Consider the following 24,627-nt stretch of genomic DNA (forward strand, 5'->3'; position numbering starts at 1 on the left):
ACAGATGAAATAAGAATTTTTCGCACTTCATACGCGATGAAAGATGGAGTTCAGAAAACAGACGCACAGATTTCCACGCGCTTGCTTCGTCGGCGTCCATCTGTGTTTATCTGTGTCCATCGGTGTCAAAAAAAATCCCCCGGCCCCATGCAAGGGACCGGGGGAATGTGACCTTCACGCCAAACGCACAGCCCGTTACGCCGCCGCTTTCACCTGACGGCGGCGGGCGTGCAGGACCGGCTCGGTGTAGCCGTTCGGCTGGACGCGGCCCTTGAACACGAGGTCGCAGGCCGCCTGGAAGGCGACGCTGGTCTCGAAATTCCCGGCCATCGGGGTGTAGAGCGGATCACCGGCGTTCTGTCCATCGACCACGGCGGCCATGCGCTTCATCGTCTCCATCACCTGGGCTTCGGTGCAGATTCCGTGATGCAGCCAGTTGGCGATGTGCTGGCTGGAAATGCGCAGAGTGGCGCGGTCTTCCATCAGCCCGACATTGTGGATGTCCGGCACCTTGGAGCAGCCGACGCCCTGATCGACCCAGCGGACGACGTAGCCCAGAATGCCCTGGGCGTTGTTGTCCAACTCCTGGCGGATTTCCTCGTCCGACCAGTTGGGGCGGTCGGCCAGCGGCAGGGTCAGAATGTCGGACAGGGCGGCGGCCTGCCGGGCGGCAAGCTGGTCCTGCACCGACGCGACGTTGACCGCGTGGTAATGGGTGGCGTGCAGGATGGCGGCGGTCGGCGACGGCACCCAGGCGGTGTTGGCCCCGGCCTTGGGATGGCCGATCTTGGCGACCAGCATGTCGGCCATCAGATCGGGCATCGCCCACATGCCCTTGCCGATCTGGGCGCGGCCCTTCAGGCCAGCCCGCAAACCGACATCGACGTTGTTGTCCTCATAGGCCCCAATCCACTTGGCGGCCTTCATCGCCGCCTTGCGGACGACGGGACCGGCCTCCATCGAGGTGTGGATCTCGTCGCCGGTGCGGTCCAGGAAGCCGGTGTTGATGAAGACGACCCGATCCTTGGCGGCGCGGATGCATTCCTTGAGGTTGACGGTGGTGCGCCGCTCCTCGTCCATGATGCCGACCTTCAGCGTGAAGCGGGTCAGGCCAAGCAGATCCTCGACGCGCCCGAACAGCTCGTTGGTGAAGGCGACCTCCTCCGGCCCGTGCATCTTCGGCTTGACGATGTAGACCGAACCGGCGCGGCTGTTGCGCAACGGACCAGCGCTCTTCAGGTCATGCAGCGCGATCAGCGAGGTGAAGATGCCGTCAAGGATGCCTTCCGGCGCCTCGCCGCCATCCGACAGCTTGACCGCGTCGTTGGTCATCAGATGGCCGACGTTGCGGACCAGCAGCAGGCTGCGGCCATGCAGGGTCCGCGTGCCGGTCGCCGTGTTGTAGACGCGATCCGGGTTCAGCGAGCGGACCACCGTCTTGGCGCCCTTGTCGAAACTGGCCTGCAACGTGCCCTTCATCAGGCCCAGCCAGTTGCGGTAGGCGCCGACCTTGTCCTCGGCGTCCACGGCGGCGACGGAATCCTCGCAATCCTGGATGGTCGAGAGGGCGGCCTCCAGCACGACGTCGGCGACGCCCGCCGGATCGGTCTTGCCGATCAAATGGTTGCGGTCGATGCGGATGTCGATGTGGGTGCCGTTCTGCACCAACAGGATCGACGAGGGCGACGCCGCGTCGCCTTGCCAGCCAACCAGCGCGGCGGGATCCTTCAGGCCAACCGTGCGGTGATCCTTCAGCGTGGCGACCAACGCGCCGTCCAGAATGGCGTAGGCGCTGACGTCGGCGTGCGAATCCTCGGCCAACGGCACGGCGTCGTCCAGGAAACGGCGCGCCCAGGCGATCACGTCGGCCCCGCGTTCGGCGTCATAACCGCCCACCGCCGCCTTGCCGGGCAACGCGTCGGTGCCGTACAGCGCGTCGTACAGGCTGCCCCAACGGGCGTTGGCGGCGTTCAGCGCGTAGCGGGCGTTGGTGATCGGAACCACCAATTGCGGCCCGGCCAGCCGGGCGATCTCGTCATCGACGTTGGTCGTGTCGATGGTGAAATCCGGCCCTTCGGGGACCAGATAGCCGATTTCGCGCAGGAAGGACTCATACGCGGCGGCGTCGAAAACCTGCCCCCGGCGCTCAAGATGCCAAGCGTCGATCTTGGCCTGGATGGCGTCGCGCGTGGCCAGCAGCGCGCGGTTGCGCGGGGCCAGATCATGCAGCAGCGCGTCCACCCCGGCCCAGAAGGCGCCGGAGTCGATCCCGGTTCCGGGCAGCGCCTCGGTCTCGATGAAATCATACAGGGCTTGGGCGACGTCCAGGCCGCCGCGACGGATCCAGGTGCTCATCTCGTTGCGTGTCCCATTCTCTTGTGCGCTCGGTTCGCAGGCCCCTCTGTGGGAGCCTTTGCGCAAAGTTATTGCGTAATCCGCTTCGCGTGGTCAACAGAATGTCGCAGCGCAAAAAGTATGAGACCACCCCACCGAAACGGCCCTTGCGTCGCCGATGAAAAGCCGTTCAGTGCGCCTCGCCCCAATTGGTTCCGATGCCCGCCTCGGCCACCAGGGGAACGCTGAGGCTGGCGGCGCCCTCCATGACGGCGCGCACCAGGGCGGCGGTCTGTTCGGCTTCGGCCTCCGGCGCCTCGAACAGCAATTCGTCGTGCACCTGCAACAGCATTTGCGCGTGGCTGCCCGCCGCCGCCAGCGCGGCGGGAACCCGGTTCATCGCCCGCTTCATGATGTCGGCGGCGGTGCCCTGAATCGGCGCGTTGATCGCCTGACGCTCGGCGAAGGCCCGGCGGGCCGGGTTCTTGTCCTGAATGCCCGGCATGTAGCAGCGGCGCCCGAACAGGGTTTCGACATAGCCATGCTCGCGGGCGAAGCTCTTGGTCGCCTCCATCCACACCTTCAACTCGTGGAAACGCTCCAGATAGGTCTTGATGAAGCTGTTCGCCTCGCCCGGCGTGATGCCAAGCTGGCGGCTGAGGCCGAAGCCGGAAATGCCGTAGATGATGCCGAAATTGATCGCCTTGGCCTTGCGGCGGATGTCCGGCGTCATCTGGTCGAGCGGCACGCCGAACACCTGGGCCGCCGTCGCCGCGTGAATGTCCAGCCCATCGCGGAAGGCGTCCTTCAACGCCTGGATGTTGGCCATTTCGGCGACCAGCCGCAATTCGATCTGCGAGTAATCGACGCTGATGAGCCGGTTGCCGGGGGCGGCGATGAAGGCCCGGCGGATCTTTTTCCCTTCCTCGGTGCGGATCGGGATGTTTTGCAGGTTGGGATCGGTCGAGGACAGGCGCCCGGTGTTGGTCGCCGCCAGCGCGAAGGCGGTGTGGACGCGGCCCGTCAGCGCCTCGATCTTTTCCTGCAAGGCGTCGGTGTAGGTGCTTTTCAGCTTGGCGAGCTGCCGCCAATCCAGCACGCGCTGGGCGATGGTGTGGCCCTGCTCGGCCAACTCCTCCAGCACGCTGGAATCGGTGGAATAGGCCCCGGTCTTGCCCTTTTTGCCGGCGCCGAGCTTCATCACGTCGAACAGGATTTCGCCAAGCTGTTTGGGCGAGCCGATGTTGAAGCTCTGCCCGGCCAGTTGGTGGACGTCCTTTTCAATCTCGACCAGCCGCACCGCCAGATCCTGCGACAGACGTTTCAGCGCGTCCTGGTCCAGCCGCACGCCCGCCCGTTCCATGTCGGCGATGATCGGCGCCAGCGGACGGTCGAGCGTCTCATAGACCGTGACCATCCGCGCCTCGACCAGCCGGGGCTTCAGCAGGGTCCACAGCCGCAACGTGATGTCGGCGTCCTCCGCCGCGTAGTCCAGCGCCTTGTCGAGCGGCACTTGGTCAAACGTGATCTGAGCCTTGCCGGTCCCGCAGACCTCCTTGAAGGAAATCGGCGTGTAAGCGAGGTGCAACTCCGCCAACTCGTCCATGCCATGGCCGTGCGCGCCGCCGTCGAGCGCGTAGGAGATCAACATGCTGTCGTCAATCGGCGAGACCATCACGCCATGGCGGGCGAACAATTGATGGTCGAATTTGAAATTATGGCCGACCTTCAGGATCCCCGGATCCTCCAGCATGCCCTTCAACGCCGCCATCAGGTCGGCGGTGGGGATTTGCTTGGGCGGCGGCGGCGCGTCGAAATCAAGCTGACCGGCCGCCGCCGCCGCGCTGCCATGGGCGAGCGGGATGTAACAGGCCAGCCCCGGCGCGGTGGACAGCGAAACGCCGACCAGGGTCGCGGTGGCCGGGGTCAGACTGTTGGTTTCGGTGTCCACGGCGATGACGCCGCTGGCTTGCGCCCGCCGCACCCAGACCTCCAGCGCCGCCAGATCCTGGACCAACTCATAACGCTTTTCGACCGTCGCCCCAGGCGGCTGGGCGACCACCCCGTCGGAATCCACGACGCCGGGGGCGGCGGTGGACGGCGCCGGAAGACCGGCGTCGGCGATACGCCCGTCGCGCTTCATCTCCATCTCGACGCGGGCGACGATGCTGCGGAAACCCTGGGCCTTGAGAAAGTCGATGAGCCGACGATGGTCGGGTTCGCGGACGCGCAGATCCTCCAGCGGTTTGGGCTGCGGCGCGTTGGCCTCCAACTGGACCAGACGGCGCGACACGCGGGCCTGGTCGGCGAACTCGATCAGTTTCTGGCGGCGGGCGGGCTGCTTGATCTTCTCGGCGTTGGCCAACAGCGTGTCCAGATCGCCATATTCGGTGATGAGTTGGGCGGCGGTCTTCACGCCGATGCCGGGAACGCCCGGCACATTGTCCACGCTGTCCCCGGCCAGCGCCTGGACGTCCACCACCTTGTCGGGCGGAACGCCGAACTTCTCAAACACCTCGTCGGGGCCGATGTGCTTGTTCTTCATCGGGTCGTACATGGCGACGCCCGGCCCGACGAGTTGCATCAGATCCTTGTCGGACGACACGATGGTCACGGGCCGCCCGGCCTCCTGCGCCAAACGGGCGTAGGTGGCGATCAAATCATCGGCCTCATAGCCGTCCAACTCCAGGCTGGGCAGGCAAAAGGCGTCGGTCGCCTCGCGGATCAGGGCGAATTGGGGCTTCAACTCCTCCGGCGTTTCGGGCCGGTGGGCCTTGTAATCGGGGTAGAACTCGTTGCGGAAGTTCAACCGGGCGCTGTCGAAGACGACGGCCACCGCCTCCGCCTTCACGTCGGCCAGCAGCTTCAGCAGCATGTTGGAGAAGCCAAGCACCGCGTTGACCGGCGTGCCGTCGGGCCGCGTCATCATCGGCAAGGCGTGGAACGCCCGGAAGATGAAGCCCGAGCCGTCCACCAGATACAGCCCGCTGCGGTCGGGCGCGGCGGCGGCGTTGTCCTGAGCGGCGGTGGGGGCGGTCGTTCCGGTGCTGTCGGTCATGATGCTCTCGTGTCCATCCTTGCGGGCGTCACCATCGCCGAAGGCGGCGCGGGAGTCGAGCGGCTATGACCAACGACCGGGGGGCGACCGCCCCCATCTGTTCCTGTATCAGCCCGCAAAGGCGCGGTCGGCGGCCAGCAGAGTGTGCGCGGCGGCGCGGATTTGCTCCAGCAACGCCGGGTCGGCGATGTTGGAGAACATCGGCAGCATCGGCCCCATGTCGGCCACGCCGGACAGCGTCACCGCTTCGTGCAGAACGCGGATCGGCGACGAGCCGTCGCGCAGGTCTTCCAGGGGCAGGAAATGGTCGCGCAAGGTCGCCGCGCGGGCGACGTCGCCGGATTTCAGCGCCCGCAGAATCGCCATCGACAGGTTGGGGGCGACGCAGATCGAGCCGGAGGTGAAGCCGGTCAGGCCGAATTTCGGCAGATGATCCAAGACCGGACGCTCGCCGATGCCGCTGACCACGTAAGACTTGTCCACCGCGTCCAGGATGCGGCTGAGATAGGAATCCTCCGCCGGGTTTTCCCGCACCACCGCGTATTTGACCGAGCAGATCGCCCCGTCGCGGATCAACGCGGCCAAAGACTCCGGCGCGATGTAATTGTCGGACTTCACATAGGCGGTCAGCGGGCGCTGGGCGCGGTCGGCCACCCGCGCGATGGCGGTCGCCACCCCGGCGGGGGTCGCGCCGAAGCTCATCGGCAGCATCATCGCGGTCGGGAAATCAAACTCGCGCAGGATGGCCGCCTGATCCATCGCCTTGCCGTAATCGGGGCCGAGCGACGGGATCATCCAGGTGTCGGGACCGGCGATCTCGCGCAGCATCGCCAGCAGATGGGGAAACTCGCTGACGCCGGTGTTGTAGAGGTTGGCGTTCCCGCCATAGAGCAGGGTGGAGACGCCGCCCTGTTCCAGATGGCGGACCAGCTTGCGGTTTTCGTCCGCGTTCAGCGACAGATCGGCGTTGCGCGCCAAGGGCGGCACCGCAATGACCGACCGTTCGAGATCGGCCCGCGTGACGGCAGTCGTCTTCACCTCAATCCTCCTACGTGCGACGTCGTGAAAGCAGCGTCCAAAGCGTTAAAAGGTATGACAACATCCTTGTTGTCTGACAAGTTAAAAGCGCGTCAATCCGCCATTTTCCTGTGTTGCGGCGCAAAAATCGTTGCGCCCACTGGTCAATCCATAAATTTGTTTGACAACATAGTCCCGCAAACCGATTCTTCCGCCAACGCAGCGTTCCGTCCCGCCGCCCATCGGGCGCGGCAGGGCCGCGCGCCTTGGAATTTGGGAGGAGATCGGCCCATGCTTGGCCCGATTCAGTGTCTGGTGGACGCCCGCGCCCGCGTCGGGGAAAGCCCGGTCTGGGACGCGGCCAGCAACCGCCTGTTCTGGGTGGACATTCTGGCGGGGACGCTGTCCGCCGTCGATCTGGGCGGCGGGGCGGTGCAGTCCTGGCCTTTGCCGGGCGCCGTCGGCTCCATCGCGCTGTGCCGCAACGGCGACGTGGCGGTCGCCCTGCCCAACGGCGTTCACATCCTGTCGCTGACCAGCGGAGCCTTGCGCCTGCTGGTCGATCCCGAACCGGACCAGCCGACCAACCGGCTGAACGACGGCAAGGCCGGACCCGACGGGGCCTTTTGGGTCGGCAGCATGGACGACCGCCCGGTGAAGGAGCCGGTCGCCGCCCTGTACCGCGTCACCCCCGATGGCCGGGCGGAGCGCAAGATCGACGGCCTTCTGGTGTCGAACGGGCTGGCCTGGAGCGCCGACGGGCGGACCATGTTCCATTCCGATTCGCGCGGCCCCTGGATCGACCGCTGGGATTTCGATCCCCAAACCGGGGCCATCGCCAACCGCACCCGCGTCGCCACCCTGACCAACGCGGAGGGCCGACCCGACGGCGCGGCGACCGACATGGAGGGCTGTTACTGGAGTTGCGGCGTCTCGGCGGGCTGCCTGAACCGCTTTTCCCCCGACGGCGCGCTGTTGGCCCGCTACCCCCTGCCCGTTCCCGCCCCGACCATGTGCGCCTTCGGCGGCCCGGACCTGCGCACCCTGTTCGTCACCAGCCTGCGCGAGGGGCTGTCCGACGCCGTTCTGGCCGAACATCCGCTGTCGGGCGGGGTTTTCATGATGCGAACCGAGGTCGAAGGCGTCCCGGTTGGCCGTTTTCAGCACAAAGGGTGACGCCCATGCACATTCTGATGACCGGCGCCGGCGGCGCCGTCGCCACCGCGTTGACCCCGCGCCTGACCGCGCTGGGCCACCGTCTGCGCTTCAGCGACCGGGTCCGCCCGCCGGGCCTGCCCGACGACGCCGATTTTGCCCTGGCCGAATTGACCGACGAGGCCGCCGTCTTCCGCGCCTGCGCGGGCGTGGACGCGGTGTTGCATCTGGGCGCGATCTCGTCGGAGGATTCGTTTGACCGCATCCTCGACGTCAACATCCGGGGCGCCCACAACGTCTTCGAGGGGGCGCGGCGGGCGGGGAACCGCCGGGTGATCTTCGCCAGTTCCAACCACGCCATCGGCATGTACCCGCGCAACGTCGCGCTCGACGAAACCGCGCCACCCCGCCCCGACAGCTATTACGGGCTGAGCAAAGCCTATGGCGAGCTGCTGGCCCGGATGTATTGGGACAAGCATGGGCTGGAAAGCGCCTGCCTGCGCATCGGCTCTTGCGAGGTCAAGCCAAGCCAGAAGCGCCACATCAGCACTTGGCTCAGCCACGACGACCTCGCCCACCTGATCGACCGCTGCCTGCGGGCCGAGGGGCTGGGCGCGGCGATTTTCTACGGCGTGTCGGCCAATGAACGGCGCTGGTGGAGCGACCGTTCGGCGGACGCCATCGGCTACCACCCCAAGGACAACGCCGAGGATTACGCCGGTCTGCCCGGTATGCAAGATCCGATGCCGAACATGCTGGACGAGACGCATCAGGGCGGTACCTTCGTCAGCGCCAATTACACCCGCGCCCTGCCCCCCGCCGACGCGCGGGCGGCGACGGGCGCCGAACAGCAGCAGGAAAGCCTCTGATAATGGCCGACGTTTACGCGAACCTCATCGGCGGCGAATGGGTCGCCTCCACCACCGCCAGCCGCAACATCAACCCGTCGGACCTGTCCGACGTGGTCGGGGAGTACGCGCAGGCCGACGCCGCGCAGACCGTCGCCGCCATTGACGCCGCCGCCGCCGCGTTCCCGGCCTGGGCCGCCGCCTCGCCGCAGCGGCGCAGCGACATTCTCGACGCCGCCGGGTCGGCGATTCTGGCCCGCAAGGACGAACTGGGCCGCCTGCTGTCGCGCGAAGAGGGCAAGACCCTGCCGGAGGGCGTCGGCGAGGTGACGCGCGCCGGGCAAATCTTCAAATTTTTCGCGGGCGAAGCCCTGCGCCTGTCGGGCGAACGGCTGGATTCGACCCGCCCCGGCGTCGATGTCGACATCACCCGCGAGCCGTTGGGCGTCATCGGCCTCATCACGCCGTGGAATTTCCCCAGCGCCATTCCAGCCTGGAAAATCGCCCCGGCGCTGGCCTATGGCAACACCGTCGTCATGAAGCCCGCCGACGCGGTGCCGGGGTCGTCCTGGGCGCTGGCCGAGATTTTGGTCCAGGCCGGGATTCCGGCGGGCGTGTTCAATCTGGTCATGGGGCGCGGCTCCGTGGTGGGCGAGGCCATCGTGTCGTCGCCCAAGATCAACGCCATCAGCTTTACCGGATCGGTCGCCACCGGGCGGCGAATCGGTGCCCGCGCCTTTGAATCGGGCAAGAAGTTCCAGCTTGAGATGGGCGGCAAGAATCCGCTGGTCGTGCTGGACGACGCCGATCTCGCCATCGCCGTCGGCGCGGCGCTGAACGGCGCCTTCTTCTCCACCGGACAGCGCTGCACCGCGTCCTCCCGCTTTGTGGTGACGGAGGGGATTCACGACCGCTTCGTCGCCGCGCTGGCCGAAAAGATGGCCGCGCTGAAGGTCGATCACGCGCTGAAGCCCGGCACGGACATCGGCCCGGTGGTGTCGCAGGACCAGTTGGAGCAGGATCTCCGCTACATCGCCATCGCCAAGGACGAAGGCGGTCGGCTGGTCACGGGCGGCGAGCGGCTGACCCGCGAGACCGACGGCTATTACCTGTCCCCGGCCCTGTTCGCCGACACCGCCAACAGCATGCGGATCAACCGGGAAGAGGTGTTCGGCCCGGTCGCCTCCGTCATCCGCGTCCGCGATTATGACGAGGCTCTGGCGGTCGCCAACGACACCGAATTCGGCCTGTCGTCGGGCATTTGCACCAGCTCGTTGAAGCACGCCACCCATTTCAAGCGCCACGCGCAGGCGGGCATGGTCATGGTCAATCTGCCGACCGCCGGGGTCGATCCGCACGCGCCGTTCGGCGGGCGCAAGGGGTCGAGCTATGGCGCGCGCGAACAGGGGGCCTACGCGCGTGATTTCTACACGACGATCAAGACCGCTTACGTGTTTGGCGGCTGAGCGCCCTCGGTTGATCGCTTGAAAGCCGCATGAAAAGCGCGGGCGGGGAACTCACCCCGCCCCGTTTCCATCCGGGCCGCTGACGACCGTCCCGACAAAGGCGTAGCCGACGCCGTGAACCGCCTGAACCGGCAAGGCGACGCCCGTGTGCTCCTCCACCTTGATGCGCAGGCGGCGGACCAACGAATCGATGGAGCGGCTGTAGGGATCCCAATCCCGTCCGGTCAACGCCATGGCGATGGCTTGGCGCGTCACCGCTTCACCCGGCGCGACAACCAGCAAACAAAGGAATTTGTATTCCGTGGCGGTCAGCGACACCGCAGCCCCGCCGGGCGCCTGAAGCCGCCATTCCGTTTCGTCGAACCGCCAGCTCTTCTTGCCGTCGTCCAACGGCGCCGACGCCGGAGGCGCGCGCCGCAGCGGCGCCGGAGCCGAGCCTGTGTTTTTTTGCAGACGGCGGAACAGAGCCTTGATCTGCGCCTCGACCTCGCGGAAATCGACGGGTTTCACCAGATAGACGTCGGCCCCCAATTCCAGACCAATCACCCGGTCGATCAACCCCGAACGCGCCGTCAGCATGATGATCGCCGCCTGAGAAACCGCGCGCACGCGCTGGGCGACGGAAAAACCATCCTCGTTGGGCAGGTTGACGTCCAAGACAATGACGTCAGCCCCGTGGCTGTTCAAAAGCGCGTCCATCTCTTCCCCGCTGGACGCTCCACGCACATGGAACCCGCAGCGGCTCAGATAGTCCACCAGATCGTCGCGAAGGTCGGCCTCGTCTTCGACCACGATGATGCGCGCCACGGCGACCTCAACCCCACAGTCCAATTCTGTGAAGCGATACTAACCATGGGCGCGCGCCTTCGCCAACGCAAAGCGGCGGTCAGAAAAGGAAATCCATGCCCGATCAACGATTTGTTCAGAGAACAACACTTCTGGGTTGAAATTTTGAACGGCCCACGTCTCATCTTTCGGCATCGCTCGATCAGGCCAGAATCCCCAACCGCCGCGCGGTCCAATTGGGGAAAACCGATGTTCCGACCAGTTCGGCCAACACGGCGCGGTAATCGGTGGTGACGGCCAGATCGACGCCCCGATCAAGCTGGTGGCTGGCCAGACCGGGCCATTGACCCAGCATCCGCCCGCCCGCCACGCGCCCGCCCAGCGCCAGCATGACGCCGCCATGGCCGTGATCGGTGCCTTGGCTCTTGTTGCCGCGCAGCCGCCGCCCGAACTCGCTGAGGACCACCATGGTCACGCGCCCATGGTCGCGGTGGCTGTCGGCGTAAAAGGCCGCCAGCGCGCGGGACAACTGACGAACCGCGTTGGAAAAGCGTCCGGGCTGGTGTTCGTGGGTGTCCCAACCGCCGACATCGACCCAGGCCAGCCGCAACCCGATGTCCATCTTCAGCAGGCGCGCCACGGTTTGCAGACCACGCCCGGCCTCCGTCTCCTCGTAAACCGCCCCGCCCTCGGCGGCGTAGGGCGCGACCTTGCCGTCGGGCAGCCGGGGCAATTGGCCGTCGATGGTGGACAGGCCGCTCAAGGCCGACCGGGCGGCGTTCGCATAGGGGCCGTCCGCCCCGCGAAACAGCCCGGCCAGCACATCGGCGGCCTGCGCGCCGCCGGGAGGGGCCAAGCCGGACCGCAGGTCGGCGACCGCCAGAGCCGACCCATACCCCATCAAGGCCGCCGGGGTGTTGGACGCGGCGGAAACCGCCCCAACGCCGGAAACCCCGTTCTCCGCCAGCCAGCGCGCGGCCCAGCCGGAGCCGACGCGGCTCAACTCCGCTTCGCCGCCGACGCCGCGCTCCATCAGATCCTGCGCCACGAAATGGCTGCGCGTGCCGTCGGACAGACCGGCGGCGTGGATGATCGCCAGAGTCCCGCCCTGATACAGCTCCGCCAGCGGCGCCGCCTCCGGGTGCAAGCGGAAATCAACGCCGGGGGCCAAGGACTGGGCCAGCCGGACGCCCGCCGCAGGGCCATCCTCCGCCACCCGCAATTCCGGCGGACGGGCGGCGCGGTAGTCGGGATCATCGACCGGCGCGACCAGATTGAGCGTGTCGGCCCCGCCGCGCAGAAACACGACAACCAGGGTTTCCGCGCCCGTCACGGCGGCGGGCGCGGCCCCGCCAGCGGCGTACGCCACATGCGGCAGACCCGGAATCAGGCTCAACCCGGTGGCGAGTCCGCCTTGCAGCAGAAGCCGACGGGTGACGGCGAAGGATGGATGCGTCATCGTCAATGTCTCCCTTCAACGCGCCTGGAATCGGGGCGCCATGGCGACGTAGGCGGCAAGACGGCGCAGCTTGGCGTCGCCATCCTTGGCGCCCGGCGTCAGCGTCGCCGCCGGGTCGAGCTTCATGCCGATCAAGATCGCTTGCGTGACGGCGGGATCAGGGGCGGCCCCATGCAGCGCGCGTTGCCAGCCGTCCGTCGCCTCCTGCGCCGTCACCGGCCCGGGAAAGGGAAGGCCGGTGTCGAGCGGCCCGGTCTTCCACCAATTTTCCGCCAGCCCGAGCAGCAGGGTCCAACGACGGCGCATCGCCGCCGCGCCCAACCAGGCCTCATTCCGATCCGGGTAGCCGGTGGGCGGCGGACAACCGAACAGGCGCTGGCCGCTGCCGTCCAACTCGCCGATCAGGCCGTTGGTCGCGGTGAAATCAACCGACGTCGCCCGCGCGAAGGAGGCGACCAGCTCCAACGGGCGTTTGACCTTGCTGGCCTGATGGTCGGCGAATTCGCGGGACAGCGCGATGGCGCGCACCACCCGGCGAATCTGGTCGGGCTTGCGGCGATTTTCGGTCCAGACCTGCGCGGCGGCCTTCACCAGCGAGTCGGGCGGGTCGTCCGACAGCAGCCGGGCGCACAGCTTGCGGCAAAGGTGCAGCGCCGTCGCCGGGTGATCGGCGACCAGGCTCAACACCCGCTTCCCATCGTCCATCGGCGCCTGGAAGGGGTCGAACTCCCGGCCCAACACGCGCTTTTGGTAATTGTCGTGCCAGCTTTCGACATAGACGAAGCGTCCGGTCGCGGGCAAACGTTGCTCGCCGCCCAGACCCGCGCCATCCTCCACCGCCCAGCCGGTGAAGGCGCGGGCCGCTTCATAGACGTCCTGGTCGATGTAGCCAGCGGGGTTGCCCGCCTGCGCGCCCGGCACCTCGCGCCATTTGTTGTAAAGCGCGTTCAGATAGGCGTCGCGGCCCAAACCATGCAACTCGAACAGTTCGCGGGCGTAATTCTCGTTGGCGCTTCCGGCGCGGGAGGAGCGGTTGTTCAGATAGACCAGCATGGCGGCGCTGCCGCCCACCGCCTCCAGAAACTCCCGGAAATTGCCCAACGCGTGGCGGCGGATCACGTCGCGGTCATAGCTGGGCAGGGCCGCCGCCACCGCCTGCTCGCCCGCGTACACGTTGAAATGATTGTGCCAGAAATCGACCAGCACCTCGCGCAATTGCCAACGGCTGTGAACGGCGCGAATCAGCGTCGCCGCCGTCACCTCCAGGCGGGGAAACTGGCGTTCCGGCCCGGCGAAGGGCTTTTTGCCGTCCGACAGCGGCCAGAGATCGTCAATCGGCTTGGTCAGGCTGGCCAGCGGGCGCATCTCCTCCACCGCCGCCCAACCGTCGCCCGCGTCGTATTTGATGCGCAGCCGACAGGCGGCCAAACTCCGCTGGCACGCCTCGTCCTGCCCATCGTCGGGGGACAATTGCTCGTCCAGCCAGCGCGGCAGGCCCATCCACCGCAACGCCTCGGCCTCCCCCGGTTTGGGACCGTAGGCCAAGCGGGTCAAAGCACGGGTTGAAAAGCTGTCATCCATGGATCGGATCCCGTGGGCGCCACGAAGAGCGCCATCATGGAACAAGCCACACGTCGTGGGATGTTACCTTTTCAGGGCATCGGCCAACATGACCGCCACCGCGCTCAATAGAAATTCACTAAAATGCAATGCATTTTGCAATAAATCAGAAACAATTGAGAGCAACGGAATTCGCGATAACTGCCATACTCTGGTAACGATTTGGAAAGAAGATTGGCGTCACAGTTGTTGCATCGCAGCATGGCGGCCCTGCTTTTCCACCGGAGGCGGCGATGACGAACAACGACGCAGCAACGCAAGACCGGGACGCCCGGCTTCTGTTCGCCCGTTACAGCCAGCAATCCCCGCGCTGGCGCGGGCTGTCCTGGGATGCTCTGCGTGAAGACACGCGGCGCCTGTTTCGCCGCGAGGCGGCCTGGAGTCTCGACCCGCAAAATTGACGCTCGCCACAGCCCATCGCATCACACACGGCAAGGGGACGCTCATGACCAACCCAGGCAACAACCTGTTCGATCTGTCGCGCGGCGTGTTGGACGTCGCGTCGCAGAAGGTGTCGCGGATCGAGGAGATCACCCGCCGGATGAAGATGCTGGCGATGAACGCCCTGATCGAAGCGGCGCGGGCGGGCGACAATGGCCGGGGCTTCGCCGTGGTGGCGAACGAGGTGTCGGAAATCTCCACCCAAGTGAACGGAATCACCAAGGAATTGCGGTCGGAAATCGTCGCCCGCGTCGATCACCTGACCACGACCGGCAGCGCCATCGTGCAGGAGATGCATGGCAAGCGGCTGGCCGACCTGTCCTTGAACATGATCGAGATCATCGACCGCAATCTCTACGAACGCTCCTGCGACGTGCGCTGGTGGGCGACCGACCGCGCCATGGTCGATTGCGCCGCCGCCCCGACCGACGACGCCCGCCGCCACGCCGCCCGGCGGTTGGGGGTGATCCTGGAATCCTACACGGTCTATCTGGATCTGTGGATCGCCGACCGCGATGGCCGGGTGATCGCCAACGGGCGCCCCGACCGCTACCGCAACGCCCAAACCGCGACGGTGGCGGACGAGCCATGGTTCCGGCAGGCGCTGGCCACCCGCAACGGCGGGGAATTCATCGTCGGCGACGTCACCCGCAACAAGATTCTGGACGACCGGGTGGTCGCCACCTACGCCACCGCCATCCGTCGCGACGGCGAAGCGAACGGCGAGGTTCTGGGCGTGTTGGGCATCTTCTTTGATTGGGAGCCGCAGGCCGCCGCCGTGGTGCAAGGGGTGCGGTTGGAGGAGGAGGAGCGCGAACGCTCGCGCTGTCTGCTGCTCGACGCCCGCCACCGGGTGATCGCCTCGTCGGACGGTCACGGCGTGCTGACCGAAACCGTGCCGCTGCGCCGCGACGGCGGCGGCATGGGCCATTACACCGACCCGCGCGGGAAGCTGATCGGCTACGCGCTGACGCCAGGGTACGAGACCTACAAGGGGCTGGGCTGGTTCGGCGTCATCGTGCAGGCGCCCTGACGCGCTTTGCTCATAGAAAGGGCGCGGTCAATGGGTGGCCGTCATCCCGTGGCAGTCGAAAACTCCAGACACCGCGCTGGCGTTGCGCAGGTCAACCGCCTCAACCAGATCGCGCACCTCGTCGGTCAAGTCTTCGGCGGTCCAACCATGGCTGTCCGCCCCGGCCACGACCAGCAGGCGCAAAGTCGTGCGCAACAGGTCGCCCGATTCCCAGCCATTACGGCGTTCGGCGTCGCGGGCGGTCTGGAGCAGGGAGGTGGCGAACGCCAGGACATCCTGTTCGATCTTCATGGCCGGAGCCTCCGCGCGTTTGTTCGTAACGTCAACAATATGACGACCGCAACGCCCGCTTGTCAAACGGCTCTTTGTGCTGATGCGAACAAAGACCTAAGTCTTGCTTCGATCCGCCGCCGCGTCGGCGAAGGGCGGCATTCTGGCGACGAAACGACCTTTGACGCCTTGCGGCCATTGCTTGAACGGAACGATTCCGTTGGCGGTCTCGGCGTAGGCACGCAGATAGCTGACCAGGGTTTCGACCGTGCCGTCGTCCGGCGGAAAATCGCCCAACACATAGCTCATCCGCTCCGGCGAGCGCACGGCGACCGAACAGGCGCGGCGGCAGCTCATCAGGCAGCTTTGCGGGCGCAGCCGGACCTTGGCCGCCAGATCCGGGTTGTCCGCCAGCGCTTGTTCCATCAGCGCAACCAATTGCGCGCCCGCGCGGGGCGTGGCGTCGGGCGAATCGCCCTCGCGGCGGCAGGTGTCACAAACAAGAAGCTCGACAGGCATGGAACCGCTTTCGCAATGATCGCCGACCGGACAGGATGGCCCGCGCGACCGCCCAGTGCTAGCGATGGCCGAGCGTCTTTGTCAACCATCACCCGCCCCGCCTGCGACGCGGCTTGCCAAGCGGCGGCAAACTTCCGACCATGCCCGTCAGCCCCAGGGGCGGCGGGCGACGGCGGCGATCCAGACGACAGGCGGGCATGAGCGCACGGCAACGAATTGTTCGCGAACGGCGGCAGTACAACCAACTCGCCGCCGACCAGACGCTGGAAGATTACGCCCTGCGCTACACGGCGGAACGGGCGCGGCGCTGGACGGCGTGGCGGGTCGCCAACACGGCGTTGGGGGCGATTTCCTTTCTGGCCTGCGAGGCGATTGGCGCGGCGGTGACGCTGACCTACGGCTTCGCCAACGCCATGGCCGCCATTCTCACCGTCGGCATCCTCAGCATTCTGGTCGGCCTGCCCATCACCTACCACGCGGCCAAGGCCGGGGTGGACATCGACCTGTTGGCGCGCGGGGCCGGGTTCGGTTATCTGGGATCGACCATCACCTCGCTGGTCTACGCCTCCTTCACCTTCATCCTGTTTTCCATCGAGGCCAGCATCATGTCCGCCGGGCTTCAGATGGTGCTGGGGATTCCAGCCTGGATCGCCCACGTCATCAGCTCGCTGGCGGTGATTCCCATCGCGGTCTACGGCATCCGTTTCATCAGCCGGATGCAGGTGGCGACGCAACCGATCTGGATCGTCCTGCAATGCGCGCCGCTCGCCACGCTGGCCCTGCTGGACCCGGCGACGCTGGCCGCGTGGATGGCGGTTCCCGGCACGCTGGGCGGCGGCGACGGTTTGGCGCTGCTGCCCTTCGGCATGGCGGCGTCGGTGCTGCTGTCGCTGTTGCCGCAAATCGGCGAACAGGTCGATTACCTGCGCTTCCTGCCCTCGGTGGCGCGGGTCGGGCGGGCGCGCTGGTGGAGCGCCCTGCTGATTGGCGGCCCCGGCTGGGTGCTGATCGGCAGCCTGAAGCTGGTCGCCGGGTCGCTGCTGGCCTTTCTGGCCATGAAACACGGCCTGTCGGCGGAGGACGCGGCGCAACCGACTCAGATGTATCATCTGGCCTTTCTCGACCTGTTCGGTTCGCCCGGCGTGGCGCTGGCGCTGACCGGGATTTTCGTCGTTGTCTGCCAGATGAAGATCAACGTCACCAACGCCTACGCCGGGTCCATCGCCTGGTCGAATTTCTTTTCCCGCCTGACCCGCAGCCATCCGGGCCGCGTCGTCTGGCTGGTGTTCAACGTGCTGCTGGCGCTGCTGCTGATGGAAATCGGCATTCTCAGCGTGATCGAAAGCATTTTGGGCCTCTACGCCAACGTCGCCGTCGGCTGGCTGGGCGCCGTCGCCGCCGATCTGGCGATCAACAAGCCGCTGGGCTTCAGCCCCCGCCACATCGAGTTCAAGCGCGCCCATCTCTACGACATCAACCCGGTGGGGGTTGGGGCGATGGGGCTGTCGGTGTTGTGCTCGACCACCGCCTTTTTCGGGCTGCTCGGCCCGGTGGCGCAGGCCTTGGCCCCCTTTCTCGGGCTGGTCGTCGCCTTCGCCGCCGCGCCGCTGATCGCCTGGAAGACGCAAGGCCGCTATTACCTCGCCCGCCCCGCCGTCGGGCTGCCGGAAGGCACGGCGGAGATCCGCTGCTCCATCTGCGAAAACCCGTTCGAGCGCCGCGACATGGCCCATTGCCCGGCCTATGACGCGCCGATCTGCTCACTCTGCTGCACGTTGGAGGCGCGCTGCCACGATCTGTGCAAGACCAACAGCCGCTTTTCCGACCAGATCGCCCAGTTCCTGCAAGGGGTTTTGCCGCGCCGGATCGCGGCGGGGGTGCACAGCCGCACCGGCCATTTCATCGGGGTGATGACGCTGTTCACCCTGGTGATCGGCGGGGTGCTGCTGGTCATCGATTTCCAATACGCCAACGCCGACGCCGCCGAACGCGCGGCCATCCACACCGCGCTGTTCGGCGTGTTCGTCTGCCTGTTCATCCTGTCCGGAGTCGCCGCGTGGCTGCTGGTTCTGGCCCATGAAAGCCGCCAGAAGGCGGAGGAGGAAACCGGACGCCAGACCGCCATGCTGATGGACGAAATCGCCGCGCACGAGCGCACCGACGCCGCCCTGCAAAAGGCCAAGGAGGTGGCGGAGGCCGCCAACGCCGCCAAAAGCCGCTACATCATCGGCGTCAGCCACGAGATTCGCGCGCCGCTGAACGCAATTTCCGGCTACGCCCAATTGCTGGAGCGCAACGCCACCGCCCGCCCGGAGGACGCCGTCCGCGTCATCCGCCGCAGCGCCGAGCATTTGTCGAACCTGATCGACGGCTTGCTGGACATCTCCAAGATCGAATCGGGCCTGCGGCGGCTCAGCCGCGACAAGATCAACCTGATCGAGTTCCTCGACCAGTTGGCCGACATGTTCCGCATCCAGGCCACCGCCAAGGGTCTGGAGTTCCGCTATGAACGGGTGCGCCATCTGCCCGCCTACGTCCACAGCGACAGCAAGATCCTGCGGCAAATCCTCATCAACCTGCTGTCCAACGCGGTGAAATACACCGAAAAGGGCCATGTTTCGCTGACCGTGCGCTACCGCAGCCAAACCGCCGAGTTTGAGATCGCCGACAGCGGCATCGGCATCCGCCCGGAGGATCTCGACCGCGTGTTCGAGCCGTTCGAGCGCGGGCATGGCGGCGCCGTGCGGACGATTCCCGGCACCGGCCTTGGCCTGACCATCACCCGGCTGCTGACCCGGATCATGGGCGGCGACCTTGTTTTGCGCAGCGCGCTGGGCCAGGGCAGCGTCTTCACCGTGCGGCTTTTGCTGTCCGAAGCGATGCACCGACCGGGGGAGGTGGCGGCCCGTCGCGCCGTCTGCGGTTTCGCCGGGCCGCCGATCAAGGTGCTGCTGGCCGACGACGACCAGGATCATCTGGCGCTGATGACCGACATTCTGAAACCGCTGGGCTTCGTGCTGTTCACCGCGTCGGACGCCGCCGCTTGTCTGGCGCTGGCGGCGGAATGCGCGCCGGACCTCGCGCTGCTCGACATTTCCATGCCCGGCGAAAGCGGTTGGGACGTCGCCGACGGCCTGCGCCGCCTGTTCGGCGACCGCATCCGCATCATCATGGTGTCGGCCAACGCCTATGAGGCGCAGGGGCCGGGGGATGGGCGGGCGCCGCACAACGCCTTCGTCGCCAAACCCATCGACATCCACGCCCTGCTCGACCAGATCCAGGCGCTGACCGGGCTGGAATGGATCCACGCCGCCGATCCGTCGCCGCCCGTTCCCTGCCCAGAGACGAGCGCCCCGCCCGCCCCCGCCGCCCCGTCGCCAAAATCATGGCCGCGACACATCGACGACCTGCGCCAATTGGGTCGGATCGGTTACATTCGCGGGATCGAAGCCAAGCTGCGCGAGATCGAGGCCGAGGACGCCAGCGCCCTCCCCGTCGTCGAGCGGTTGCGCGCCCTGCTGCGCGCCTTCGATCTGAAGGGTTACATGCGAAGCCTGGACGAGATCGCCGCGACGATCCGCCCCGGCGATGGAAGTTGAGCCGATGAAGCGCCGCGACATGATCCTGGTGGTGGACGACACGCCCGACACGCTGGGATTCCTCACCGAAGCCATTGAACAGGCGGATCTGACCGTGCTGGTCGCGGTGGATGGCGACAGCGCGCTGGAGCTGCTGGGCCAGATCACGCCCGACCTGATCCTGATGGACGCGGTGATGCCCGGCCTGGACGGGTTCGAGACCTGTCGGCGGCTGAAGCAGGTTCCCCATCTGTCGCATCTGCCGGTGATCTTCATGACCGGCCTCAGCGACACCGAGCATGTGGTGAAGGGGCTGGAGGCGGGCGGCGTCGATTACCTGACCAAACCGATCATTGTGGACGAGTTGATCGCCCGCATCCGCGTCCATCTGACCAACGCGCGGGTGTCCTATGGCGCGCGCGCCGCGCTGGACGCCACCGGGCGTTTCCTGCTGGCGACCAACGGCGAGGGCCGTTTGCTGTGGTGCACGCCGCAAGCCGAACGGCTGTTGAACGGCCTGCTGCCCGGCCCGGACGGCGCATGCTCCCCGCTGGCGACAACCCTGTCGGCGGGCTTGAACCGGCTGCGCCAGTTCCCCGCCGGATCGAACGACAGCTTCCGGTTGGAGGTTCCCGACGGCGACGCCATACGGCGGTTGGACTTCGTCTATCTCAGCCCGGCCAACCCGGACGAATTCCTGTTCCGGCTCAGCGAACCCACCGCCGGGCGACAGGAGGCCATCCTGCGCGACGCGCTGGGCCTGACCGCGCGCGAGGCCGAGGTGCTGCTGTGGATCGCCAACGGCAAGGCCAACCGCGACATTGGCGAGATTCTGGGCATCAGCCCGCGCACGGTGAACAAGCATCTGGAACAGGTTTTCGCCAAGCTGGGCGTCGAAAACCGCGCTTCGGCGGCGGCGTTGGCCATCCGCGCGCTGGCCGCGCGGGGATGACGCCCGCGCGCCTTGGCCGCGCCGCCTGATTTCCTCGCTCTTTGATTGAATTAAATAACTCATTGTGAATTAGTTATTGACCCGACAGAACTGTTCGTAAGACTATCAATCTCAGACACCACAAAAGACCAATTCTTGCCCAAAAGGCCGCCCCCAACCGGCGAGGGGACGCAAGCCGGGCTGAACCACACCCAAAAATCCGCCGGGGAGGAAGGCACAACCATGCTCCGGCTCAGAGATTTGCCCATCACCGTCAAGATCGTCAGCCTTGGCGTCGTCATGACCGTCGGCATCGCCGTCGTCGCCTGGAAAGGGGGTGACGGCATCGTGACGACCAGAGACGCTCTGACCCAGTACGAAAGCATTTCCCAACAGGACATCCGTCTGCGTCAGTTGCGGGTCGGCATGCTGGAAATCCGTCTGGCGCTGGAACGTTTCCTCGCCAAGGGCGACGCCGCCAGCGTGGACGAGGTTCAACAGGGGCTGAAGGCCATCGCCGCCGCCCTGACCGAGGCGGCGGCGGGCGATTCCCGGCAAGGCCAGGATCTGGAGCGCATCGGCGCCCTGGTCGCCAGCTATGGCGAGGCGTTCAAGAGCGTGCTGGATCTGCAAGGGCGGCGGGACGCCTCGGTGGCGCTGCTGCGCGGGTTGGGAACGGCGTTGAACGGGCAATTGTCCGGCCTGATGGAGGCGGCGCGCAAGACCGACGCCCCGCCGCTCGCCGACGCGGCGGGCGACGTGATGAAACTGTCGCTGACCGCGCAACTCGCCGTTGGCCGCTTCGCCGTGACCAGCGAGCGCAGCGACGCCGAGAACGCCGCCAAGGCCATCGAGTCGCTGACCCAAGCGCTCGCCGCCCTGAAAGCCCGCCCGGACGCCGCGCCGTTGGCCGAGATCGTCGGTCGGGTCGCTGGCACCGCCGCCGTCTACAGCCGCAACGTCGCCGATCTGTCGGAGGTCGCGCAGGAACGCCAGCGCATCGCCACCGGCGTGCTCGACACCAACGGCCAGCAGGTCGGCAAGGCGATGGAGGCGCTCTCCGCCCTGCAAAGCGCCGAACGCGACCGCATCGGCCAAAGCGCCGTCGCCCAGGCGGCGGACGCCGTCGCGTCGGTTTTCACCATCGGCGGGGCGTTGGTGGTGGTCGGACTGCTCGCCTCCATCCTGATGGGGCGGATGATCGCCGTGCCGATCCTGCGCATCACCCGGATCATGGACGCCCTGTCGCGCGGCGGGGACACCATCGCGCTGACCGACGCCGCCCGCCGCGACGAAATCGGCACGATGGCCCGCGCCCTGACCGTGTTTCAGGAACATCGCGACCGGGTCGAACGCATGCGGACGGAGCGCGAGGAGATGGAGCGGGCGGCGTTGGCCGACCGGCGGGCCAGCATGCTGGCGCTGGCCGACGGGATCGAAACCGGCATCCAAACCATGGTGCGCGGCATGAGCGAGCGGATCGAGGGGCTGCGGAACGCCGCCGCCGTGATGGCCGACAACGCCCAGCGGACCAGCGCGCACAGCGCGTCGGTCGCCGAAACCAGCCAATTGGCCTCAGCCAACGTCCGTTCGGTCGCCGCCGCGACCGAGGAGATGAACGCCACCAGCCAGGAAATCGCCCGACAGATCGGCCATTCCGCCGAGGTCGCCGTGTCCGCCGCCGCCCAAGCCGACGGCGCCGACCACAACGTCCAGGAGTTGGCCGCCGCCGTGCTGCGCATTTCTCAGGTGGTGGACATCATCCGGGCGATTTCCTCGCAAACCAACCTGTTGGCGTTGAACGCCTTCATTGAGGCGGCGCGCGCCGGGGACAGCGGCAAGGGCTTCGCCGTCGTCGCCAACGAGGTCAAGCTGTTGTCAAGCCAGACCGCGCGCTCAACCGACGACATCGCCGCGCAGATCGACGTGGTGCGGACCGACACCGACCGCACCGTGACCGCCGTGCGCGACATCGTCGGCATCGTCAACCAACTGCACCAAGCCGCCGCCGCCATCGCCGCCGCCATCGACGAGCAACGCAGCGCCTTGGCCGAGATTGGCCGCAACATCCATCAGGCCGCCGCCGGAACCGAGGACATCAACGCCCACGCCGCCAACGTGTCGGACGAGGCCCAGCAAACCCTGTCGGTCGCCGCCGAGGTCGCCGCCACCGCCGACGCCCTGATCGGCGAGGCCCACCAGTTGCGGCGCAGCGTGGAAGGCTTCGTCGCCGACATCCGCGACCGCAATCGCAGCGGCGCGGCGCTGGCGGCGTAAAAGGGAGCGCTCGCTCAGACCGAAATCGCGCGGGTCGCGACGATGTGGCTCATCACGCAGGTCATCACGGTCTCGCCACGCTGGTTCAGCGTGGCGTAGGCCAACCGCACCGTGCCCCGGTCGCCGCGACGCGACGCCGTGGTCTCCACCACCTCGACCCGCACGCGGATGGTGTCGCCGGGACGCACCGGCGACAGCCAGCGCAACTCGTCCATGCCGGATCCGCCAAGCCCGGTGCCGGTGATGATCCCGGTGTCGCGCAGCAGGCGGAAGGTCAGGGACAAGGTGTGGAAGCCGCTGGCGATCAATCCCTGGAACGGCCCCGCCGCCGCCGCGACCACGTCGATGTGAAAGGGCTGCGGGTCGAAGCGTTGGGCGAAATCCATAATCATGCTGTCGGTCAGGGTCGCCCCCTCCGTCTCGATCACGTCGCCGATCTGGAAATCCTCAAACCACCGACCGGCCATGCGCCGCTCCTCCCCTGCCTTGTTGCGCGACGTTCCCGACGATCAGCTTTCCGCTTCCTCAGCGTCGCGTTGAATCAGCACCTTGTCAATGCGGCGACCATCCATGTCCACCACCTCGAAGCGGATGCCGCGCCAGTGGAAATGCTCCGCCGCCGTCGGGACATGGCCGAAATGGTTGAGCAGGAAGCCCGCCAGCGTGTGGAAATCGCCGTCGCCCTTCATGTTCTTCACGCCGACCAGCGTCTCGACCTCCTCGATCGGGGACATGCCGTCCACCAGCCAACTGCCGTCCTCGCGCTGCACGGCGGCGGCTTCGCCGTCCTGGCCCAGTTCGGGCAATTCGCCCGCGATGGCCTCCAGGATGTCGGTCATGGTGACGATGCCCTCGACGCTGCCATACTCGTCCACCACCACCGCCATATGGACGCTGGCCTGTTTGAAGAGTTCCAGCAGACGCAGCACCGGCGTGCCGTCATGCACCACCAGGGGCTTGGCCAACGCCGCGCGCAGGTCAAAGGGCTTGCCGTTCAGCGACTGGTCGAGCAGCGCCTTGGTGGAGACGATGCCCTGCACCTCGTCCACGTCGCCGCTGCACACGGGAAAGCGCGAATAGCCGCTGTCGCGGATCTCGCGGCTGACCATGTCGATGGGATCGTTGACGTCCAACCAGATGACATCCGGGCGCGGCGTCATGATCGACCGGACGCTGCGGTCGGCCAGATGCAGGACGCCTTCGATCATCTGGCGTTCCGCCGGATCGAACACGCCAGTCTGCGTGCCTTCCTTGATGAGGGTCTTGACCTCCTCCTCGGTCACGGTCTGCTCGCGCAAGGTGGGCAGGCGCAGCAGCTTCAGCACCGCGTCGCTCGACAGGCCCAGCAGCCAAACAACCGGCGCGGACACCAGCGACACCGTGCTCATCGGCCCGGCGACCAGGCAGGCGATTCGTTCCGCATCGACCAGCGCCATGCGCTTTGGCACCAACTCGCCGATGATGAGCGAGAAATAGGTGATCGCGGCGACCACCAGAGTGAAGGCCACCGGCTGGCCATAGGGCGCCATCCACGACACCTCGTTCAGCACCAGCCCCAGCCGATCCGCCAGGGTGGCTCCGCCATAGGCGCCGGCGACGATGCCGGTGACGCTGATGCCGACCTGGACGGTGGACAGGAAGCGGCTGGGATCCTCCGACAGGGTCAGCGCCGTTCGGGCGCCCTTCCCCCCCCTTCCCTCGGCCATCTGCTGAAGTCGGGCGCGGCGCGCCGACACCAACGCCATTTCCGACATGGCGAAAAAGGCGTTGAGCAGGATCAACAGCAGAATGACCAACAATTCCCAGATCATGGCGTCATGCCCGAAGGGCGCTCC

General features: G+C 66.7%; 18 protein-coding genes. 8 read left to right on the forward strand and 10 right to left on the reverse strand.

Annotation, left to right across the window (positions count from 1 at the left end; translation table 11 throughout):
• Positions 1–195 precede the first annotated feature (195 nt).
• The 3 genes from ACODS4_RS22920 to ACODS4_RS22930 form a co-directional block, all read right to left on the reverse strand.
• Positions 196–2,355, reverse strand: a complete 2,160-nt coding sequence (locus ACODS4_RS22920) for a malate synthase G (RefSeq protein WP_488867920.1) — start codon at positions 2,353–2,355, stop codon at positions 196–198.
• 169 nt (positions 2,356–2,524) lie between these two features.
• A complete protein-coding gene (gene polA / locus ACODS4_RS22925; RefSeq protein WP_488867922.1) occupies positions 2,525–5,392 on the reverse strand; it encodes a DNA polymerase I in 2,868 nt (955 codons plus the stop codon).
• Between the two features lie 108 nt (positions 5,393–5,500).
• Positions 5,501–6,430: a dihydrodipicolinate synthase family protein gene (locus ACODS4_RS22930; RefSeq protein ID WP_488867924.1), complete on the reverse strand. Its 930-nt coding sequence runs from the start codon at positions 6,428–6,430 to the stop codon at positions 5,501–5,503.
• Between the two features lie 270 nt (positions 6,431–6,700).
• Here ACODS4_RS22930 and ACODS4_RS22935 point away from each other — a divergent pair, with 270 nt between their 5' ends.
• From ACODS4_RS22935 to ACODS4_RS22945, 3 genes are read left to right on the forward strand one after another with little or no spacing between them, the layout of a single operon-like run.
• Positions 6,701–7,585, forward strand: coding sequence for an SMP-30/gluconolactonase/LRE family protein (locus ACODS4_RS22935; RefSeq protein WP_488867926.1), 885 nt, complete (start codon positions 6,701–6,703; stop codon positions 7,583–7,585).
• Between the two features lie 5 nt (positions 7,586–7,590).
• The gene (locus ACODS4_RS22940) at positions 7,591–8,433 is read left to right on the forward strand and encodes an NAD-dependent epimerase/dehydratase family protein (protein WP_488867928.1); all 843 of its coding nucleotides are present in this window, start codon (positions 7,591–7,593) and stop codon (positions 8,431–8,433) included.
• 2 nt (positions 8,434–8,435) lie between these two features.
• On the forward strand, positions 8,436–9,878 hold the full coding sequence (locus ACODS4_RS22945; protein WP_488867930.1) for an aldehyde dehydrogenase family protein: 1,443 nt from the start codon (positions 8,436–8,438) through the stop codon (positions 9,876–9,878).
• Between the two features lie 51 nt (positions 9,879–9,929).
• On the opposite strand, the gene ACODS4_RS22950 is transcribed toward ACODS4_RS22945, so the two are convergent.
• From ACODS4_RS22950 to ACODS4_RS22960, 3 genes are all read right to left on the reverse strand, one after another.
• Positions 9,930–10,685 (reverse strand): response regulator transcription factor, encoded by a 756-nt coding sequence (locus ACODS4_RS22950; RefSeq protein WP_488867932.1) that lies wholly within the window; start codon positions 10,683–10,685, stop codon positions 9,930–9,932.
• Between the two features lie 181 nt (positions 10,686–10,866).
• A complete protein-coding gene (locus ACODS4_RS22955; protein ID WP_488867934.1) occupies positions 10,867–12,123 on the reverse strand; it encodes a DUF1501 domain-containing protein in 1,257 nt (418 codons plus the stop codon).
• Between the two features lie 15 nt (positions 12,124–12,138).
• On the reverse strand, positions 12,139–13,704 hold the full coding sequence (locus tag ACODS4_RS22960; protein WP_488867936.1) for a DUF1800 domain-containing protein: 1,566 nt from the start codon (positions 13,702–13,704) through the stop codon (positions 12,139–12,141).
• A gap of 272 nt (positions 13,705–13,976) precedes the next feature.
• On the opposite strand from ACODS4_RS22960, the gene ACODS4_RS22965 reads away from it, so the two are divergent.
• Together ACODS4_RS22965 and ACODS4_RS22970 are read left to right on the forward strand one after the other, a co-directional pair.
• Entirely contained in the window at positions 13,977–14,144 is a 168-nt protein-coding gene (locus ACODS4_RS22965) for a hypothetical protein (RefSeq protein WP_488867937.1), read from the forward strand.
• Positions 14,145–14,188: 44 nt separating this feature from the next.
• Complete coding sequence (locus tag ACODS4_RS22970; RefSeq protein WP_488867939.1) at positions 14,189–15,217, forward strand: methyl-accepting chemotaxis protein; 1,029 nt, start codon at positions 14,189–14,191, stop codon at positions 15,215–15,217.
• A 27-nt stretch (positions 15,218–15,244) separates the two neighbouring features.
• Here ACODS4_RS22970 and ACODS4_RS22975 read toward each other — a convergent pair whose 3' ends face one another.
• Positions 15,245–15,508 carry a hypothetical protein gene (locus tag ACODS4_RS22975; protein WP_488867941.1) on the reverse strand — a complete coding sequence of 88 codons (264 nt, stop codon included), beginning with the start codon at positions 15,506–15,508 and terminating at the stop codon, positions 15,245–15,247.
• A 96-nt stretch (positions 15,509–15,604) separates the two neighbouring features.
• Complete coding sequence (locus tag ACODS4_RS22980; RefSeq protein WP_488867943.1) at positions 15,605–16,006, reverse strand: DUF1636 family protein; 402 nt, start codon at positions 16,004–16,006, stop codon at positions 15,605–15,607.
• Positions 16,007–16,203: 197 nt separating this feature from the next.
• Here ACODS4_RS22980 and ACODS4_RS22985 point away from each other — a divergent pair, with 197 nt between their 5' ends.
• The 3 genes from ACODS4_RS22985 (at position 16,204) to ACODS4_RS22995 (ending at position 22,792) form a co-directional block, all read left to right on the forward strand.
• Positions 16,204–19,605 (forward strand): hybrid sensor histidine kinase/response regulator, encoded by a 3,402-nt coding sequence (locus tag ACODS4_RS22985; RefSeq protein WP_488867945.1) that lies wholly within the window; start codon positions 16,204–16,206, stop codon positions 19,603–19,605.
• A gap of 4 nt (positions 19,606–19,609) precedes the next feature.
• Complete coding sequence (locus ACODS4_RS22990; RefSeq protein WP_488867947.1) at positions 19,610–20,536, forward strand: response regulator; 927 nt, start codon at positions 19,610–19,612, stop codon at positions 20,534–20,536.
• 222 nt (positions 20,537–20,758) lie between these two features.
• The gene (locus ACODS4_RS22995; RefSeq protein ID WP_488867949.1) at positions 20,759–22,792 is read left to right on the forward strand and encodes a methyl-accepting chemotaxis protein; all 2,034 of its coding nucleotides are present in this window, start codon (positions 20,759–20,761) and stop codon (positions 22,790–22,792) included.
• 14 nt (positions 22,793–22,806) lie between these two features.
• On the opposite strand, the gene ACODS4_RS23000 is transcribed toward ACODS4_RS22995, so the two are convergent.
• Positions 22,807–23,259, reverse strand: a complete 453-nt coding sequence (locus ACODS4_RS23000; protein ID WP_488867951.1) for a MaoC/PaaZ C-terminal domain-containing protein — start codon at positions 23,257–23,259, stop codon at positions 22,807–22,809.
• 42 nt (positions 23,260–23,301) lie between these two features.
• Entirely contained in the window at positions 23,302–24,603 is a 1,302-nt protein-coding gene (locus ACODS4_RS23005; RefSeq protein ID WP_488867953.1) for a hemolysin family protein, read from the reverse strand.
• Positions 24,604–24,627 lie beyond the last annotated feature (24 nt).

Source organism: Azospirillum sp. FG154, assembly GCF_057809575.1.

Coding starts and splice junctions, on each gene's coding strand:
- ACODS4_RS23000 (WP_488867951.1), bottom strand. CDS start 23,259: ATGGCCGGTCGGTGGTTTGAGGATTTCCAGATCGGCGACGTGATCGAG.
- ACODS4_RS22935 (WP_488867926.1), top strand. CDS start 6,701: ATGCTTGGCCCGATTCAGTGTCTGGTGGACGCCCGCGCCCGCGTCGGG.
- ACODS4_RS22980 (WP_488867943.1), bottom strand. CDS start 16,006: ATGCCTGTCGAGCTTCTTGTTTGTGACACCTGCCGCCGCGAGGGCGAT.
- ACODS4_RS22985 (WP_488867945.1), top strand. CDS start 16,204: ATGAGCGCACGGCAACGAATTGTTCGCGAACGGCGGCAGTACAACCAA.
- ACODS4_RS22975 (WP_488867941.1), bottom strand. CDS start 15,508: ATGAAGATCGAACAGGATGTCCTGGCGTTCGCCACCTCCCTGCTCCAG.
- ACODS4_RS22940 (WP_488867928.1), top strand. CDS start 7,591: ATGCACATTCTGATGACCGGCGCCGGCGGCGCCGTCGCCACCGCGTTG.
- ACODS4_RS22965 (WP_488867937.1), top strand. CDS start 13,977: ATGACGAACAACGACGCAGCAACGCAAGACCGGGACGCCCGGCTTCTG.
- ACODS4_RS22960 (WP_488867936.1), bottom strand. CDS start 13,704: ATGGATGACAGCTTTTCAACCCGTGCTTTGACCCGCTTGGCCTACGGT.
- ACODS4_RS22995 (WP_488867949.1), top strand. CDS start 20,759: ATGCTCCGGCTCAGAGATTTGCCCATCACCGTCAAGATCGTCAGCCTT.
- ACODS4_RS22945 (WP_488867930.1), top strand. CDS start 8,436: ATGGCCGACGTTTACGCGAACCTCATCGGCGGCGAATGGGTCGCCTCC.
- polA (WP_488867922.1), bottom strand. CDS start 5,392: ATGACCGACAGCACCGGAACGACCGCCCCCACCGCCGCTCAGGACAAC.
- ACODS4_RS22970 (WP_488867939.1), top strand. CDS start 14,189: ATGACCAACCCAGGCAACAACCTGTTCGATCTGTCGCGCGGCGTGTTG.
- ACODS4_RS23005 (WP_488867953.1), bottom strand. CDS start 24,603: ATGATCTGGGAATTGTTGGTCATTCTGCTGTTGATCCTGCTCAACGCC.
- ACODS4_RS22990 (WP_488867947.1), top strand. CDS start 19,610: ATGAAGCGCCGCGACATGATCCTGGTGGTGGACGACACGCCCGACACG.
- ACODS4_RS22955 (WP_488867934.1), bottom strand. CDS start 12,123: ATGACGCATCCATCCTTCGCCGTCACCCGTCGGCTTCTGCTGCAAGGC.
- ACODS4_RS22920 (WP_488867920.1), bottom strand. CDS start 2,355: ATGAGCACCTGGATCCGTCGCGGCGGCCTGGACGTCGCCCAAGCCCTG.